The 16,710-nt window shown below is 69.2% G+C and carries 15 protein-coding genes; 4 read left to right on the top strand and 11 right to left on the bottom strand.

The genetic code is table 11. From position 1 onward, the window contains the following. Positions 1 to 261: 261 nt before the first annotated feature. The gene (locus G9373_RS35600; protein ID WP_167119610.1) at positions 262 to 1,707 is read right to left on the bottom strand and encodes a PLP-dependent aminotransferase family protein; all 1,446 of its coding nucleotides are present in this window, start codon (positions 1,705 to 1,707) and stop codon (positions 262 to 264) included. Between the two features lie 61 nt (positions 1,708 to 1,768). Between G9373_RS35600 and G9373_RS47875 the strand changes: the two genes are divergently transcribed. Both G9373_RS47875 and G9373_RS35595 read left to right on the top strand, forming a co-directional pair. After that, positions 1,769 to 1,894: a hypothetical protein gene (locus G9373_RS47875; RefSeq protein WP_257226324.1), complete on the top strand. Its 126-nt coding sequence runs from the start codon at positions 1,769 to 1,771 to the stop codon at positions 1,892 to 1,894. A gap of 22 nt (positions 1,895 to 1,916) precedes the next feature. After that, positions 1,917 to 3,665, top strand: a complete 1,749-nt coding sequence (locus tag G9373_RS35595; RefSeq protein ID WP_005564812.1) for an NTP transferase domain-containing protein — start codon at positions 1,917 to 1,919, stop codon at positions 3,663 to 3,665. 4 nt (positions 3,666 to 3,669) lie between these two features. Here the strand turns inward: G9373_RS35595 and G9373_RS35590 are convergent, their stop codons facing one another. The 6 genes from G9373_RS35590 to G9373_RS35565 all read right to left on the bottom strand — a co-directional run bounded on the left by G9373_RS35590 (position 3,670) and on the right by G9373_RS35565 (position 11,365). Continuing rightward, complete coding sequence (locus tag G9373_RS35590) at positions 3,670 to 4,374, bottom strand: sirohydrochlorin chelatase (RefSeq protein WP_064080765.1); 705 nt, start codon at positions 4,372 to 4,374, stop codon at positions 3,670 to 3,672. Continuing rightward, positions 4,371 to 5,528, bottom strand: a complete 1,158-nt coding sequence (locus G9373_RS35585) for a uroporphyrinogen-III synthase (RefSeq protein ID WP_054247393.1) — start codon at positions 5,526 to 5,528, stop codon at positions 4,371 to 4,373. The genes G9373_RS35590 and G9373_RS35585 overlap by 4 nt, the downstream gene beginning before the upstream one ends. Continuing rightward, complete coding sequence (nirD, locus tag G9373_RS35580; RefSeq protein WP_005574158.1) at positions 5,525 to 5,926, bottom strand: nitrite reductase small subunit NirD; 402 nt, start codon at positions 5,924 to 5,926, stop codon at positions 5,525 to 5,527. Before nirD ends, G9373_RS35585 begins: the two co-directional genes overlap by 4 nt. A gap of 81 nt (positions 5,927 to 6,007) precedes the next feature. Next, complete coding sequence (gene nirB, locus G9373_RS35575; protein ID WP_005574157.1) at positions 6,008 to 8,518, bottom strand: nitrite reductase large subunit NirB; 2,511 nt, start codon at positions 8,516 to 8,518, stop codon at positions 6,008 to 6,010. 52 nt (positions 8,519 to 8,570) lie between these two features. Further along, positions 8,571 to 9,983, bottom strand: coding sequence for a nitrate/nitrite transporter (locus tag G9373_RS35570; RefSeq protein ID WP_005259694.1), 1,413 nt, complete (start codon positions 9,981 to 9,983; stop codon positions 8,571 to 8,573). Positions 9,984 to 10,114: 131 nt separating this feature from the next. After that, complete coding sequence (locus G9373_RS35565; RefSeq protein WP_005562506.1) at positions 10,115 to 11,365, bottom strand: MFS transporter; 1,251 nt, start codon at positions 11,363 to 11,365, stop codon at positions 10,115 to 10,117. Between the two features lie 11 nt (positions 11,366 to 11,376). Between G9373_RS35565 and G9373_RS35560 the strand changes: the two genes are divergently transcribed. Beyond that, entirely contained in the window at positions 11,377 to 12,042 is a 666-nt protein-coding gene (locus G9373_RS35560; protein WP_043787748.1) for an FCD domain-containing protein, read from the top strand. Here the strand turns inward: G9373_RS35560 and G9373_RS35555 are convergent. The 3 genes from G9373_RS35555 to G9373_RS35545 form a co-directional block, all read right to left on the bottom strand. Further along, on the bottom strand, positions 12,039 to 12,893 hold the full coding sequence (locus G9373_RS35555) for a TIGR02569 family protein (RefSeq protein WP_005562508.1): 855 nt from the start codon (positions 12,891 to 12,893) through the stop codon (positions 12,039 to 12,041). The genes G9373_RS35560 and G9373_RS35555 overlap by 4 nt on opposite strands. 82 nt (positions 12,894 to 12,975) lie before the next feature. Beyond that, complete coding sequence (moeZ, locus tag G9373_RS35550; protein ID WP_005240132.1) at positions 12,976 to 14,160, bottom strand: adenylyltransferase/sulfurtransferase MoeZ; 1,185 nt, start codon at positions 14,158 to 14,160, stop codon at positions 12,976 to 12,978. Positions 14,161 to 14,294: 134 nt separating this feature from the next. Further along, a complete protein-coding gene (locus tag G9373_RS35545; RefSeq protein ID WP_005562509.1) occupies positions 14,295 to 15,434 on the bottom strand; it encodes a DUF3152 domain-containing protein in 1,140 nt (379 codons plus the stop codon). Positions 15,435 to 15,658: 224 nt separating this feature from the next. Here G9373_RS35545 and G9373_RS35540 point away from each other — a divergent pair, with 224 nt between their 5' ends. Beyond that, positions 15,659 to 16,330, top strand: a complete 672-nt coding sequence (locus G9373_RS35540) for a TetR/AcrR family transcriptional regulator (RefSeq protein WP_005259707.1) — start codon at positions 15,659 to 15,661, stop codon at positions 16,328 to 16,330. A 57-nt stretch (positions 16,331 to 16,387) separates the two neighbouring features. On the opposite strand, the gene G9373_RS35535 is transcribed toward G9373_RS35540, so the two are convergent. Continuing rightward, on the bottom strand, positions 16,388 to 16,618 hold the full coding sequence (locus G9373_RS35535) for a DUF3107 domain-containing protein (protein WP_005259708.1): 231 nt from the start codon (positions 16,616 to 16,618) through the stop codon (positions 16,388 to 16,390). Between the last annotated feature and the right edge of the window lie 92 nt (positions 16,619 to 16,710).

Genomic DNA, 16,710 nt, shown 5'->3' with positions numbered 1-16,710 from the left:
AGCGACAGCAGCAATGGTGGTTGTGCCGCGGAGGTACCTGCGCCCACGAGGGCGGCAGTCAGCGCGAGGACCGAGCCGAGTACAGCGGTGCCGAAGGATCTGCGGAACAACGAACCCATGACATACCCCACAATTCAGCGAGCGGGTCGACGGCATCACTATGCCAGAGCGTCGATAAAGATCAGCCGCTTTCCCGGTACCGAAGTGGTCTCTGACCGATACTTCGATTCACAGGTACTTTCGCCGTCGAACACCCGCACGTCACACGACGAGCGTCGGCGTCGCGGACATCGAGGCGTCGCCGGACACGACCAGGGTGGCAAGGATATTCACGGCCGCAGTCAGCTCGGACACCGGCCGCGTGAAGGGTAACCGCTGGTGGTCGTCGAAAAGATGGCCGGTGCCGAATCGGGGCCCGGGAGCCAGCAGCAAGCCCCTCGACCGTGCTGCAGCGCCGAGTTCCGTCGAACTCGTTCCGCCGGGGAGCGTGCACCACAGGGACAGACCCCCGGCGGGCAGCACGTAGTCCCACCCGGGCAACTGCTCGTCGACGGCCGCCGCGAGCGCGTCCCGCTGCACCAGGAGGTCACGGCGGCGCTGCGCGACCAGACGGTCGTGCCAGGCGAACAAGCGCACGGAAGCAAGCTGATCCAGCACCGAGACCGACAATTGCCTGCGCGCCATGATCTTGGCCATCTGCGCGGTGCGGGCGGCCTCGGCGCGCACCCAGCCGATGCGGATACCTCCCCACACGGTCTTGCTGAGGCTGCCGATCGCCACGGTCGCCGATTCCGGGACCGGGACGCCGAACGGCTCGAGGTCGTCCGAGCCGTCCAGCACGAGTTCCGCCGCCACCTCGTCGACGACGGTCACCACGCCGTGGCGGGCCAGGGTCGCGGCCAGCCGCCGCCTGCCGTCGGGAGTCGCCCTGGCTCCCGACGGATTGGAGAAGTCCGGCATCAGGTACGCCACCGTCGGGGCGCTCTGCCGCGCAGCCCGGTCCGCCTCGGCCACGAACGCGTCCGGGTCGGTCGCATCGATCGGCACCGGAACAGGCCTGCCGCCGGCGGCCTGCACGGACTCGACCGCGCCGGGATAGGTCGGATGTTCGACCAGGACCCGGTCGCCCGCCTCGACCAGAGCCTCGAACACCACTTCGGTGGCATCGCCCGCGCCGCCGGTGACGAGGATCTGGTCCGCGGTGGTCGGGCGACCCCGGCTCGTGTAATGGCCTGCTATCGCCGCGCGGAGCGTCGCCAGCCCGCCGGGGTGGTATCCGTGCTGGGGCATGAAACGGGGCAGCTCGTCGACGGCGTCCAGATAGGCCTCCCTGAGTTCGGGGGCGGCGGCCGGCGCGGCGTTGACGAGGTCGACGACACCGTCCACCGGCGCACCCACCATGCTCCCCCACGCCGGCGGACCCGACGGCATCGCCACGAATGTGCCCGATCCGTGTCGCGCCGACGCCCAACCGGCCTCGCGCAGTTCCCGATACGCGGCACTGACGGTCACCCGGCTGAGCCGGAGTTCCTCCGCAAGGGCCCGTTCGGCGGGCAGCCGGACTCCCACGGCCATCGATCCGTCGGCGACCTTCTCGCGGAGGGCGTCGGCGAGCCCGCGGTACAGCGGTTGCCCGCCAGTGGGCGCCGCACCGAGCAGCACCGCCAACTCGGCTGCCGAGACGGTTCGGACTGGTTCCACACTCATACAGGCCACTTTCCCACAGAGGACTGGAAATCGCGGTCCACTTTGCACCGACAATCGATACATGCTGGTAATTGGAATCCTCTTGACCCTCAGCCTGGCGTCGGTGGCCTGGCTCTGCGTCAGCACGGCGCACGGCGGACGGTCCGGGCTCGCCGGACCCCCGCGCAGCCACCTGCACAGCGACTGAGGATGTGCGGCAGCATGAGGGAATGAACTCTGCCGCACCCGTTCACGCGATCGTCCTCGCCGGTGGACGAGCCACTCGGATGGGCGGCGTCGACAAGCCGGCCGTGGTGGTCGGCGGACGCCGGATGCTCGACACCGCGCTCGACGCCGTCGACGACTGTGAACGCATCGTGGTCGTGGGACCACGGCGCGCCGACCTCGATTCGACGGTGCTCCAGACGCAGGAGACGCCACCGGGCGCCGGGCCGGTCGCGGGGGTGGCCGCCGGACTGGCGGTCCTCGACGCCGAACCGGGAGACCGGGTGATACTGCTCGCGTCGGACCTGCCGTTCGCGGAACCCGCGATGGTGGAGGCCCTCGCCGCCGCCGTGCAGGACGCCGACACCGTGTTCGCGGTCGACGAGTCGGGCCGCCTGCAGTTCCTGTTGTCCGCGTGGCGCGTCGGTGCGTTGACCGAGCGCGTGCGCTCGCTCGGGTCGGCGGTCAATCAGCCCATGAAGGCGCTCGTTCCGGACACGTTCGACACGGTCCTCTTCCGCGGGGTCACCGACTGCGACACACCGGCGGACGTCGAGCGGGCCCGGAGCAGGGCCGCGGCGGCGCCGGTCACGATCGCCGAGGCCAGGGACGCGATCCTGACCGCGGTCCCCCCGCTCCCACCGCGGTCCGCGGCGCTCGGCACGTCGCTCGGCGCCACCCTCGCCGAGCCGCTGCTCGCCGCCGAGGCTCTGCCGCGCATCGCCGTCTCCGCCATGGACGGATACGCCGTCGCGGGCGACGGTCCGTGGCTGCTGCGCGGTGACATCCGGTACGCGGGAAGCTCCGAGGAACTCGAGCTGGCGGAGGGCGAGGCGGCCCGGATCGCAACGGGTGCGCACCTCCCCAGCGGCGCCACCGCCGTCGTGCGGGACGAATTCGCCGTGGCGACAGACACTTCCGAGGGACCGCGACTGTCCCGCAGCCAGGACGCCCCCGTGCGCGACGACGCGCGACGACGCGGCGAGGACTGGCACGAGGGGTACCGGCTCGCCGTGGAGGGCACGGCCGTCACGCCCGCACTCGTCTCCGCCGCCGCGAGCGCGGAGGTGACCACCGCGGGGGTCCGCGGCCCCGTCCGCGCGCACGTGGTGGTGACGGGAGACGAGATCCGGCGGGAAGGTCCGCTGCGACGAGGGCAGACGCGGGACGCTCTGGGACCCGTTCTCCCCCAGTTCCTCTTGTGGTGCGGCATCCGGACGGTCGCGGACACCCACCTACGGGACACGTCCGACAGCTTCGACGAACTGTTCCGGGAAGTCCGCCGGCCCGACCTGATCGTGATCGTCGGGGCGACCGGCGGCGGCGCGGCCGACCAGTTGCGTGCGGCGCTCGACCGGGCGGAGGCCCGGATCGTGGTGGGGAGGGTGCGGTGCCGCCCCGGCGGTTCGCAGGTGACCGCCCTTTTGCCGGACGGACGGGTGGTGCTCGGGCTGCCCGGAAACCCGTACGCCGCGGTCGCGACGCTCCTGACCACGGTTCCGTCCATCGCGGCCGCACTCACGGGTCGCACTCCGGCACCGCGTCAGCTGGCGCGTATCGCGAATGCGTCCGAGGTCAGTGGCGACGCCACCCGGATCCTGCCCGCCGTCCCGCAACCGGACGGCACGTGGCGCGTCGACCCCGGAGTCCGGACCGCGCATCTCGCAGGCCTCATCGACCGCGAAGCGCTGGCGCTGGTCCCGGCGGGCGCGGCCGACGGGGATCTGGCAGAGCTGGTGCCGCTCCCGCGCTGACGGGTCAGCGCTGGAACGACAGGGTGCGCTGTGCGGCCGGAATTCCGCTGCGGTAGCGCTCCGCCACGAGGCCGACGATGGCCGGATCGACACCGAGCGGCTCGGCCACTCCGTCCGCACCGGCATCAGCGAGACGCGCGTGGAACAGTCCGTGGGCCAGGAGATACGACGCGACGAACACGCGCTTCTCGCCGTCCGCACGCAATCCGACCACCACGTCGGGGACGCGCGGCTGCGCCGTCGCCACGTAGCCGATCCGGACCCGCGACGCCACGAGTTCCGACAACAGCGCCGCGGCGCGCCGGACGTCGCGCAGGGCCCGCGGGTCGGACGAGCCGGCCGCGGCGAGCACGACCGCGTCGCCGGGCCGCCAGCCCGCGTCGACGAGGCGCCGCAGCAGGACCTCGGCGAGAACGGGGTCCGGTCCCAGCGCCCGGGTCACGGCCACCGAGGGGTGACCGCTGTCCGCGACTTCCCGCGGAACATCGGTGTGGACGTGGTAGCCCGACGCAAGGAACGCCGGGACCACGACGGCGGGCCCGGTGATGTCGCGGAGCACCTCGGCCGGCGACGGCCCGAGAACGTCCACGAAGGAGACCCGGGTGGGTCCGACCTGCTCGGCGACGGCGTCGGCGAGCGCGGCGATCATCTCCACGCCCCGGGGACTCCGCGTGCCGTGTGCCACCAGTACCAGTGCTGTCTCGTTCATTGCTGTCCCTCCTCACGTGAATCGACGCAGTCGACGGGGTCGAGAGCGAGGCGGTATCCCCGCTTGACCACCGTCTGGACGGCTTTCGGTGCACCCAGGGACGCCCGCAGCCTGGCCACCGCCGTCTCGACGGCGTGGGTGTCGCCACCGCCACCGGGCAGTGCCGCCAGCAGTTCGTCCCGGGGGACGACCCGGCCGGGCCGGGCGCCGAGCGTACGCATCAGCGACATCGCAGCGGGGGGCAACTGCCGCACCTCGCCGTCGACGACCACGCAGCCGCCCCGGATGCTCAATTCGTGCCCGGCGGTCTGGATCTTGTTCGCCCGCCTGGGCAGCTCGTCGGCGATGTGCCGGGCGAGTGCCCCCAGCCGCGAGCGCGCCGGCATCGTCGTCGGCACCTCGAGTTCGCGCAGCGGTCCCGCGGTCACCGGTCCCACGCAGGCCGCGAGAACTCGGTGCCGGAACGAGTGCAGCACCATCTCGATCATTCCGGTCTCCTTGGCGCGGGTCAGCAGCGAGGCCACCGCCGGTGCGCTGGTGAAGCTGACCGCGTCGAGCCCGCCGGAGGCGATCAGTTCGATCATCCGGTCCATCGGGGCCTGGTCCTCGAGCGGCGTCCACCGGTATACCGGGACGGCGATCACGTCGGCGCCCGCACAGCGGAGCACCTCGCAGAAGTCCGCGACCGGCTCCCATTCCGTGGTGGCACCGTGCAACTGGACCGCGATGCGCTTGCCTTCGACGCCCTCACCGAGCAGGTGATCAAGCACCTCCGCCGACGACTCCGAGGCGGGTGACCACTCTTCCCGCAGGTCCGCGGCCCGGATCGCGCCCTTCGCCTTGGGTCCGCGGGCCAGCAGGCGGCTCGCGGCCAGTGCCCGGCCCAGCTCCTCCGCTTCGCCCCAGCCGTCCGCGGCCTCCATCCAGCCGCGGAAGCCGATCCCCGTCGTCGCGACGACGATCTCCGGCGGGTTGTCGATGATCTGGCGCGTGACGCGCTCGAGTTCCGTGTCGTCGGCCAGCGGGATGATGCGGATGGCCGGGGCGTGCACCACGGTGGCACCGCGCCGCGTCAGCAGCGTGGCGAACTCTTCCGCACGCCGGGACGCCGTGATTCCGATCGTGAACCCGCACAGCGGCGTGTCGTCGTTCACGCGTTCGTGCTGTGAACCTGGACGACGCCGGCCCACACCCGCACGTCGTACACGGGCAGCCGCACCGACTCGTCGTCGAGGCAGCGTCCGTCGACCAGCGAGAACACCTGCTTGAGCAGCGGCGACGCCACGGTGGGCTCGCCGGCCCGGTCACCCACGAGGCCGCGGGACATCACGGCCGCGCGCCCGAACGGGTCGATGTTGCCCACGGCGCGCAGTGATCCGTCCTCGAGGAGAAACAGTGCCACCTGCTCCCCGCCCCGCAGCAGCACCGCCACCCCGAGACCGGGAATCAGCTGGCTGAGCGGGCACGCGGACGTCCATTCGAGACGGCCTGACTGGACGCTTTCACGCCTGGTTCCACTGGCACTGTGCACGTTCATGTCGACGACGGTCATCACAGTCCTCCTTCGGGCTGGTGTGTATCCGTGCTTGGATACATCGTTCGGGGTCGGTGTTTCCGCAGCGTTAAGCGGGGATTACTCCGATGTAGAAGCTGCGAATTTCGGCATTCCCATCAACACCGGGACCTTCCGGACGCCCGTGTCGTCGAACGAGACGGTCGGATCGGCCTCCTCGGGCGCGTTGACGAACGACACGAACCGCGACAGCTTCTCCGGGTCCTCGAGCACGCCCGCCCACTCGTCCTTGTATCCCAGAACGTGCTTGGCCATGGCAGCCTCCAGATCGGCGGCGATGCCCAGACTGTCCTCGCACACCACGGCCTTGAGGTGGTCGAGCCCGCCTTCGAGGGAATCGACCCACGGCGCGGTGCGCTGGAGACGATCCGCGGTGCGGATGTAGAACATGAGGTACCGGTCGATGTACCGGACCAGGGTCTCGTCGTCGAGCCCACCGGCGAGCAACTGGGCGTGCTTCGGAGACTGGCCGCCGTTGCCGCCGACGTACAGGTTCCAGCCGTTTTCGGTGGCGATGACGCCGACGTCCTTGCCGCGCGCCTCGGCGCATTCGCGGGCGCAGCCCGAGACACCGAACTTGATCTTGTGCGGGGACCGCAGGCCGCGGTACCGGTTCTCCAGGTCGACCGCCATACCGACGGAGTCCTGCACGCCGTATCGGCACCAGGTGGATCCGACACAGCTCTTCACGGTGCGCAGCGACTTGCCGTAGGCCTGACCGGACTCCATGCCCGCGTCGACGAGACGCTTCCAGATCGCGGGCAGCTGCTCGACGCGGGCGCCGAACAGGTCGATGCGCTGACCGCCGGTGACCTTCGTGTAGAGGCCGAAGTCGCGGGCCACCTCGCCGATGACGATGAGCTGTTCGGGGGTGCATTCGCCGCCGGGCATCCGCGGCACCACGGAGTAGGTGCCGTTCTTCTGGATGTTGGCCAGGAAGTGGTCGTTCGTGTCCTGCAGACCCGCCTGGTTGCGGTGCAGGATGTGGTCCGAGTCGGTGGACGCGAGGATTGATGCGACGACGGGCTTGCAGATGTCGCAGCCCGAACCCTTCCCGTACTTCGAGATCAGCGCGGAGAACGTGCGCGTGTCGGTGGCCTGCACGATCTCGAACAGCTCGGCGCGGGACTGCTCGAAGTGCTCGCACAGCGCCTTGGACATCACCACGCCGGACGACGCGAGGAGCTGCTTGATGGTCGGCAGGCAGCCGCCGCACGTCGTTCCCGCGTTGGTGCAGCTCTTGACTTGCGCGATGTCGCAGGCACCGTCGGCGATGGCCCCGCAGATCGAACCCTTGGTGACGCCGTTGCAGGAGCACACCTCGGCGTCGTCGGGCAGGGACCCGGCGCCGGGCTTCTCCCCCGCCGGCGAGATCAGCGAGGCCGGATCGCCCGGCAGCTCACGTCCGACGAGCGGGCGCAGCGACGCATACGCGGAGGCGTCGCCGACGAGGATGCCGCCGAGCAGCGTCTTCGCGTCGTCGGACACGACCAGCTTGGCGTAGGTGCCCTTGGCGGCGTCGCTCAGGACCACCTCCAGGGCTCCGGGCGTCTGAGCGTGCGCGTCGCCGAAGCTGGCGACGTCCACACCCATCAGCTTGAGCTTGGTGGACAGGTCCGCGCCCGGGAACTCCGCCGCTCCGCCCAGCAACCGGTCCGCGACGATCTCCGCGGTGGTGTAACCGGGAGCGACGAGGCCGTAGCACCGTCCCTCCACCGCGGCGCACTCGCCGACCGCGTAGATGTTCTCGTCCGACGTGCGGCAGCCGAGGTCCGTGATGATCCCGCCCCGCTCGCCGACCTCGAGTCCGGCGTCGCGGGCCAGCTGGTCCTGCGGCCGCACACCCGCGGAGAACACCAGCAGCGCGGCCTCGATCACCGAACCGTCGGACAGTTCGACGCTGATCCCGTCCGGACCCTCGGTGATGCCCGCGGTGCCGACACCCGTGTGGACGGTGAGACCCAGGTCGGTGACCAGGTTGGCGAGCAGCGCTCCGCCGCCCTCGTCCACCTGCAGCGGCATCAGCCGGGGCGCGAACTCGACGACGTGCGGTGTCATGCCCATCAACTTGAGGGCGTTCGCGGCCTCGAGTCCGAGCAGGCCACCGCCGACGACGACACCGACGGCGCCGGGTCCGGCCGCGTCGGCACGCTTCCGGATGCCGTCGAGGTCGTCGAGCGTGCGGTAGACGAAGCACTCCGGCCGGTCGTGCCCGGGGATCGGCGGCACGAACGGGTACGAACCGGTGGCCATCACGAGAGCGTCGTACGCGACGACCTCACCCGAATCGGTGGTGACCTTGCGGGACTCCCGATCGATGGTCGCGGCCCGGCGGCCGATCCGGAGATCGACGAGAGCGTCGTCCGGGTAGTCGTTACCCGCGAGCGCAAGCTCCTTGGGGTCCCACGCCCCCACATAGGAGGACAGTCCCACCCGGTCGTACGCGGGGAGGGGCTCCTCGCAGAGCACCGTCACCGACCAGTCGTCCGACTCGTCGCGCGCACGCAACGCCTCGACGAATCGATGTCCGACCATTCCGTGCCCGATGACCACTGCTGACTTGCGGCTCATGCCGTCGCTCCTTCTAGCTGAATTACTCGAGTTCATGCGGTACTGCGTGAGGTCACGCCGAGACCGACACCTTTTCGTCGTCGCCGTCGGAGACGGTGAGCCCACGAGTGACGGACGGGCGGCGCAGGAAGACGAACCAGGTGACGAAGATGCAGGCGATGTAGAAGGCGAGGAACACCCAGAACGCCATGGTCGCGGACTTCGCGGTGCCGCCGTAGGACGCGCGCAGCACCAGGTTGATGCCGACGCCGCCGAGGCCGCCGATGGCGCCCGCGAACCCGATGAGGGCGCCGGACATCGCGCGCGACCACGCCGCCTTGGCGTCCCGGCTCAGTCCCTCGAGTCCCTGCGCCTTGGCCTCGAAGATCGACGGAATCATCTTGTAGACCGAGCCGTTGCCGATGCCCGCCAGCAGGATGAGCGTGATGAAGCCGAACACGAACGCCACCAGCACTCCGGCCGTGGCCGCGCCGGGCGTCCCGTCGTCGACGGTGCCGGCGGTGACCAGCACTGCGGCGGCGAGCGCCATGGCGACGAACGTGTAGAGCGTGATCTTGCCGCCGCCGATGCGGTCGGCGAGCTTGCCGCCCATCGGCCGCGCGATGGAGCCGAGCAGCGGTCCGATGAAGGCGATCTGCGCGGCGTGCAGCGCGGCCGCGGCGGGGGTGGCGCCACCGGCGAGGAAGTTGATCTGCAGGACCTGGCCGAACGCGAAGCTGAAGCCGATGAACGATCCGAACGTGCCGATGTAGAGGAAGCTGATGACCCACGAGTCGGAGAACTTCAGCGCCTTGGCCATCGACCGGAGATCGGACTTCTGGTTGCCGAGGTTGTCCATGAACAGGGCGGCGCCGACCGCGGCGACGGCGATGAAGACGAGGTAGACGGCGCAGACGATCCAGGGCTCCGTGTTACCCAGGGTGGCGATCACGAGCAGGCCGATCACCTGGATCATCGGGACGCCGATGTTGCCGCCGCCGGCGTTGAGGCCGAGTGCCCAGCCCTTGAGTCGCTGCGGGTAGAACGCGTTGATGTTGGTCATCGACGAGGCGAAGTTGCCGCCGCCGACGCCGGCGAGTGCGGCCACGAGGATGAACGTCGTGTAGGACGCGCCGGGGTTCATCATCAGGTACAGGGTGAACAGCGTCGGCACGAGCAGGACGAGGGCACTGAAGACGGTCCAGTTGCGGCCGCCGAATCGGGCCGTCGCCACCGTGTACGGGATGCGCAGAATCGAGCCGACGAGGGTCGGGACCGCGACGAGGAAGAACTTGCCCGCCGCGTCGATCCCGTAGATGTCGGTCGGCATGAACAGCACCATGACGGACCAGATCGACCAGACGGAGAAGCCGACGTGCTCAGCGACCACCGACCAGATCAGGTTCCGCTTGGCGATGTCCTTGCCGCCCGCCTCCCAGGCGTCGACGTCTTCCGCGTCCCAGTGCTCGATGTAGTGCTTCTTCACCCGGGCCTCCTCGTTGTGTGGGAGACCCAAAGGTAGAAAACCGGTGTTGCGGCGGTGCTGCGGTCGGTGACCGCAACGTCAACTGATCCTCACTTTTCAGCCAGGCCGATGTGAGGTTTCCTGCATGTTTCCTAGGCGTGTCGAAGAGCGTCCTCAGGCTCGGAATCGACGTGCCAGCTGTCCTCGAGCATGCGCGGCTTGCACGCCTGGAACGCTGCGATGAGGAGGATCACCACACCGAACGTCAAGAATCCGAACGACAGGGTCCACCCGCCGGAGGCATCGTGGAACACCCCGAACAGTAACGGCCCGAGGCACGCGACGGCGTAACCCACTCCCTGGGTGAAACCGGACAGCGTCGCCGAGCCGATGTGGCTGCGCGTGCGGAGATTGATCAGCGTCAGCGACATCGGGAACGTGCTGGGCCCGAGCCCGAGCAGCACGATCCACAGGATCGGCGCGCTCATCGGGGCGAGCAGCAGTCCACTGAAGGCCACGAGGTAACAGACCGCACACCCGATCACGATCGGGAACGGGTTGCGCATCCGGGCACACAGCGTGGGGGCCCCGAACGCCGCGACGAGACCCATGAACGAGAACAGACCGACCATGGCTCCCCCGAACGCCTCGCTCGCGCCGGCGTCGGACAGGATGTCGGGGATCCAGGTGAACATCGAGTACGTGATCATCGACGTCATCCCGAACATGCCGGCCATTCCCCAGCCGACGGGCGATCGCCAGGCCTTCCCGTGGGGACGGTCGGCCGGCACATCCGCGGGCGGTTGCGCGGTCACGACCACGGCGCGACGTCGTTCGCGGGTGAGAAGGAAAATCCACGGGACCGCCGCGGCGAAGCCGAGGAGCGCCCAGACGCCGATCGAGAACCGCCAGCCGAAGGCCTCGGCGAGCGGGACGGCCACGAAGGCGGGCGCGATGGTGCCGATCTGCACGCCGACGATGTACACCGAGCTCATCACGGCCAGCCGGTCGGAGAAGTAACGCTTGACGAGCGGCGGAATCACCACGTTGCCGATGCCCATGCCGGCCAGCGCGAGCGCCGACAGTGCCAGCAACGACCAGGTGTCGCTCATCAGGGCTCTCGTGAGCATGCCGACCGCGGCCATCAGCATCGCGACGAGGGCGGTCCGTTCCAGGCCCCACCGCTTGGCGATGAGCGGCGTTCCCAGTCCGAACAGCGCGAACATGGCCGTCGGCACCATCCCGAACACCCCGACGACGGTCGGTGAGAACCCGATGTCCTCCCGGATCTGCGAGGCCAGCGGGGTGAACGAGGTGACCGCCAGCCTCAGCACGAGGGCAGACATGGCGATCGCACAGAAGACGAGGAGGCGGCCGCGTAGAAGAGTCACGAGATAAATCATAGGATGACAGGATGACCTTTGGAAAACCCGTGCGCCGTTCGAGTCTGATCTCACAGGTCACCGAGCAGCTGCGCGACGAGATCTGCAGTGGTCGGTGGGCGGTCGGCGAGAGGATCCCCACCGAGACCGCGCTGTCCGACCTCACTGGAACCGGACGCAACACCGTCCGCGAGGCAGTGCAGGCGCTCGTCCACACCGGGCTGCTCGAACGGCGGCAGGGATCCGGCACGTACGTCGTCGCCACCTCCGACGTCGGGGGCACACTCGGCAAGTACTTCGCCGGCGCGCACGAGCGCGACGTCACGGAACTGCGGCAGGCGCTCGACGTCACCGCCGCCGCCCTCGCCGCCCGGCGCCGCACCCCGGACGACGTCGCTCGCCTGCAGAACCTCCTCGACGAACGCTCCCGGTGCTGGGCCGAATCCGACACGGAGGCCGCCGTCGCGGCGGACATCAGCCTGCACCGCGCGATCGTCGAAGCGAGTCACAACGCCGTGTATCTGGAGTTCTACGACTCGCTACTGCCCTCGATCGCCCAGACCGTCGACCGGCACGTGCACGCGACCGGCGCGGGGTTCCACGACGAGCACGGGCGTCTGATCCGGGCGGTGATCGACGGGGACGAGTCCGCCGCGACCACGGCCGCCCGCGATCTGTTCGCGGAGCTACTCACCTAGAGGAGGAGGCGCACCACGTCGGCCGTGCGGGCGAGTCCGGGAAACGCTTCTGCGGTCGAGCGGGGGTGCAGCACGTGGACGGCGAGCCTGAACAGCACCGCACGCAGAAGCATCTGCGGCCATTCGGGCAGATCTTCCCAACGGCCGATGAGGGCCTCGTCGGCTCCACCCCAGGAAATCGCATCCACCACGGCCACCGCCGCCGCCCACGACGCGGGACGCCAGTACGGGGTGATGTCGGTGATGCCGGGTGCGAGGGCACCGGCGAACAGGACGGTGCCGAACAGGTCTCCGTGTACCAACTGGTCCGGGCTGGTGACGGGCTTGCGCAGCGTCGCGAGCCCGGTGATCAGTTCCAGGCTCTTGCGACCGTCGGGGGACGGCGTCTCGAGCTGTTCGGCACCCTTCGCGCTGCGCAGCGGGATCTTCTCCCAGGCGGCCCGGTCCGCCGCCACGAACACGTCGACCTCCGCCCACGGCGCGACCGGGGGTTGGACGAGGAACCGGGGACGGTCGAGCTGCGAGGTCGCGGCGTGGAGCCGCCCCGACATCGACACGACCTCGTCGTGACGCGGCTCGGGTGTGCCCTCGATGAACGTGTCGGCGCGCCACCCGGACACCACATACCTGCCATCGGTGGACCGCACGGGACGCGCAAGCCGCACCCCGTCCACCTCGAGCGTCTCGCGGACCTTGGCGGACCACGCGGCGCGCGCGTGGTCGGCGACGGCTGACAGGACTACGTCTCCACAGAGCCACCCGCCGTCCCAGTCCGCACCGAGTGGGATGGGCTCGACTTCCCGGAGGCCGAACGTGGAGCACACGTGTTGAGGGGGTTGGCCTGTGCTCACGGACTCAACGCTACCGCCGGGTGGGCCGGGGACAGCGCAAGGCGCGCTGGCCCGGGGACGGGCAATCACGCCACGGCGAAGGTCAGTAGACAGGCAGGCTGGTGTCGACCTGTTTCGCCCACGCGATCACGCCGCCCTGCAGATGCGTGGCGTCGGAGAAGCCGGCCTTCTTCAGTGCGGCCAGCGCCTCCGCCGACCGGACCCCGGTCTTGCAGTGCAGCACGATCGGCTTGTTCTGCGGAAGCTCCGACAGCGCCTCGCCCGACAGGATGCGGTCCTTCGGGATCAGCACCGCACCGGGCAGGTGCACGATGTCCCACTCGACCGGCTCGCGCACGTCGATCAGTTCGATGTCCTTGCCGGAGTCGAGGAGATCGCGCAGCTCCGTGGCCGTGATGGTCGAACCGGCCGCCGCCGCCTGCCCCTCGTCGGACACCACGCCGCAGAACGCGTCGTAGTCGATCAGTTCGGTGACGGGGGTCCGCGCCGGATCCCGGCGCAGTGTGATGGTGCGGTAGGTCATGTCGAGTGCGTCGTAGACCATCAGTCGCCCGAGCAGCGACTCCCCGATGCCGGTGATCAACTTGACCGCCTCGGTGGCCATGATCGAACCGATCGACGCGCAGAGCACACCCAGCACCCCGCCCTCGGCGCACGACGGGACCATGCCCGGCGGGGGCGCCTCCGGGTACAGGTCGCGATAGTTGAGTCCGCGACCGTTCGGCGCGTCCTCCCAGAACACGGACGCCTGGCCCTCGAATCGGTAGATCGAGCCCCACACGTACGGCTTGTGCGCGAGGACGGCGGCATCGTTGACGAGGTACCGGGTGGCGAAGTTGTCGGTGCCGTCGAGGATCAGGTCGTACTGCTCGAACAATTCGACGGCGTTGTCGGGCTCGAGCCGGAACTCGTGCAACCGGACGTCGACGTTGTCGTTGATCTCACGGATCGAGTCGCGCGCACTCTCGGCCTTGGGACGGCCCACGTCGGACCGGCCATGGATCACCTGTCGCTGCAGATTCGACATGTCGACCTCGTCGAACTCGACGATGCCGAGTGTCCCGACACCGGCCGCCGCAAGATAGAGCAAAGCGGGTGAGCCGAGGCCGCCCGCGCCGATGACGAGGACCTTCGCGTTCTTCAAACGCTTCTGCCCCGCCATGCCGACGTCCGGGATGATCAGGTGCCTGCTGTACCGCGCCACCTCGTCGCGGGAAAGTTCGGCGTCCGGTTCCACCAGTGGCGGCAGTGCCTCGGTGGTCTTCACAGAACGGTCAAGCGACACGGTCCACTCCTGACGATTGCGCGACAGCTTCCGATGTGTCGGACAGCATTGACTTCAACGTTCCGACGGGGTCCATTCTTCCCCTCCCGCCGGCAGTCGCGCGGGGCGGGCCCGGCTCACGCCCTCGGGAACGGCCACGGATTGAAATGGCAGGTCAGACCGTTCATCGGGACGATTCCCTCGGGGTCGAGTTGCGCGATGTCGTTGTTGGCCGTCCCGAACGTCTGCTGCATCATCACCGGCGCGAGGCCGCCTTCGGTCTCGCACGGCTGGTGGTCCTGGTAGCCGATGGCGTGCCCGACCTCGTGATTGATCTGGTACTGCCGGTACGACCCGATGTCGCCCTGGAACGCGATGGCACCGCGCACCCAGCGCGGCTCGTTGAGGACGACGCGATCGATTCCGGGGTTGTAGCAGGACACCTCCAGCTGGATGTCGTAGCCGCACGCCTCGCGGATGGTCATCTGCGACGTCAGCGACACCCGGAAGTCGGGGTCGCCCTGGTCGACGCGGCGGAACGCGAACCGCGGGTCCTTCGTCCAGCTCTTCGGATTCGACAGCGTCTGGTCGACCATCCGCCCGAACGACTCGTCGCCGCCGAATCCGGACGTGTCGACCCCGTCCTCGATCTCGACGCTGTACGTGAATTCGCGTTCGGTGCCCTGCCCGACCTTGGTCCCGCTTCCAGGAACCACGTGCCAGGTGCCAGCGCCGACCGCCGTGAACGGACCTCCCTCGGGCAGCGCGCCCGCGGGAAGTTCGGCGGCGAAGTTACCGTCGGCCTCCGGCGGGATCCCGATGACGCTCGAACCGTCGGTGTCCCGGGACAGGGTGCCGAATCCGGGGGTGTCGGTCTCGGCCGTCGTCTCGCTGCCACCGCCGGTGTCCCGGACCGCGTCGACCACGACGAGAACCGTGACCACCAGCAGGATCGGGATCGCGTAGGCCCGCCAACCGTAGGTGGAGACGAACCGGCCGATGCGACTCTGCTTCCTCGCCTGCCGCTCGGGGCGCGGGTTCCGGGGCCTGCCGACGTCGCGGCTGGTCGGGTCCCATTGCGCGCGGAGCGGTTGATGCGACTGCGCCTTCGGTGCCGACTGCGAAGCGCGGGGACGGACGTCACGCTGGTCGATGCTGCGCGATCGTCGCTCCCCGTCCTCGGAGCTCTGGGGAGCCCGGCCGCGAACACGCGGTCCTCCTCGGTCAGTCACGCAGCCCAGAATCTCACAGTCCGGCACCGCCTCGTCCCAGCGCACCGTCCGCAGGTCATTCGGCGTGTCACGCGGATGCGATCCGCAACGTCGCGGCTACCCGGATCACCTGGCGCCCCCGCCCCCTACCTGGTCCCAGTTACCGGTCAGGCAATATGCTTGACCGGGCGAGTCCAGCGAGTCCACCATGAACGGTTCACTACGCGCGGGTATCGTTCACACAGTTACACAGAATGTGACGCGGAATACTTGTGCAGATTGGAAGCGCTATGACTGAACTCGCGGATCGGACGAACTCCGATCGCGATGCCACCCCCGGAAAGGGCACCGGGGCCCGTCGCAGCACGCGACTCCCCCGCGACGCCCGGCGACTGCAGCTACTCGCCGCAGCCAGCGAGGTCTTCGTCACACGCGGATACCACGCTGCCGGTATGGACGAGATCGCCGAGTGCGCCGGTGTGAGCAAGCCCGTCCTCTACCAGCACTTCCCCGGCAAGCTCGAGCTGTACGTGGCGGTGCTGCAGAGCTATGTCGACAGCCTGATCTCCGGCGTCCGGCAGGCACTGCGCTCGACCACGGACAACAAGCAGCGTGTCCGCGCCGCGGTGCAGGCGTTCTTCGACTTCGTCGACAACGACTCGCAGGGATTCCGGCTCGTGTTCGAGTCGGACCTCATGGGTGAACCGCAGGTGCAGAGCCGCGTCGAGCAGGCCACCGAGGCGTGCGTGGACGCCGTCTTCGACCTCGTCAGCCACGACTCCGGTCTCGACCCCTACCGCGCCCGCATCCTCGCTGTCGGCCTGGTCGGCGCCAGCCAGTTCACCGCGCGGTACTGGCTCGAGGCGGCGCGCCCGATCCCGAAGGAAGAAGCGGTCGACACGACGGTCACGCTCGCGTGGGGCGGTCTGTCCCGCGTGCCGCTGCATCCCGAACAGCGCTAGCACCGTGCACGAGAAAGGGCCCGCAGTCGAGTCGACTGCGGGCCCTTTCTCGTGTGTTCACTTGGTCGGCGCGAATCCGACCTTGCGGATATCGGACGGGCCGATCTCCACGTAGGCGATCTTGCTGGACTGCACGAGGTACTTGCGTCCCTTGTCGTCCTGCAGAGACAGGATCCCGTCGCCACCGGTGAGGGCGTCCGAGACCAATGTCTCGACCTCGTCCGGGGTCTGCTCGCTGCTGACGATGAGCTCACGCGGGCTGTCGATTACACCGATCTTGACCTCCACGGTCAACCTCCGAACTCTCCGAGAAACATCAGCTGTCCTGGCAAGGCTAATGCAGCGGCCGCCGCCGGTGCGCGTCTGCGGGCTGTGCCCTG

This window comes from Rhodococcus sp. A14 (genome assembly GCF_011603105.1).
In the GTDB taxonomy this organism is placed as follows: Bacteria; Actinomycetota; Actinomycetes; order Mycobacteriales; family Mycobacteriaceae; genus Rhodococcus_F; species Rhodococcus_F opacus.
Note: the sequence above shows the minus strand (reverse complement) of the source record. Positions and strands in the feature narration are given on the sequence as shown.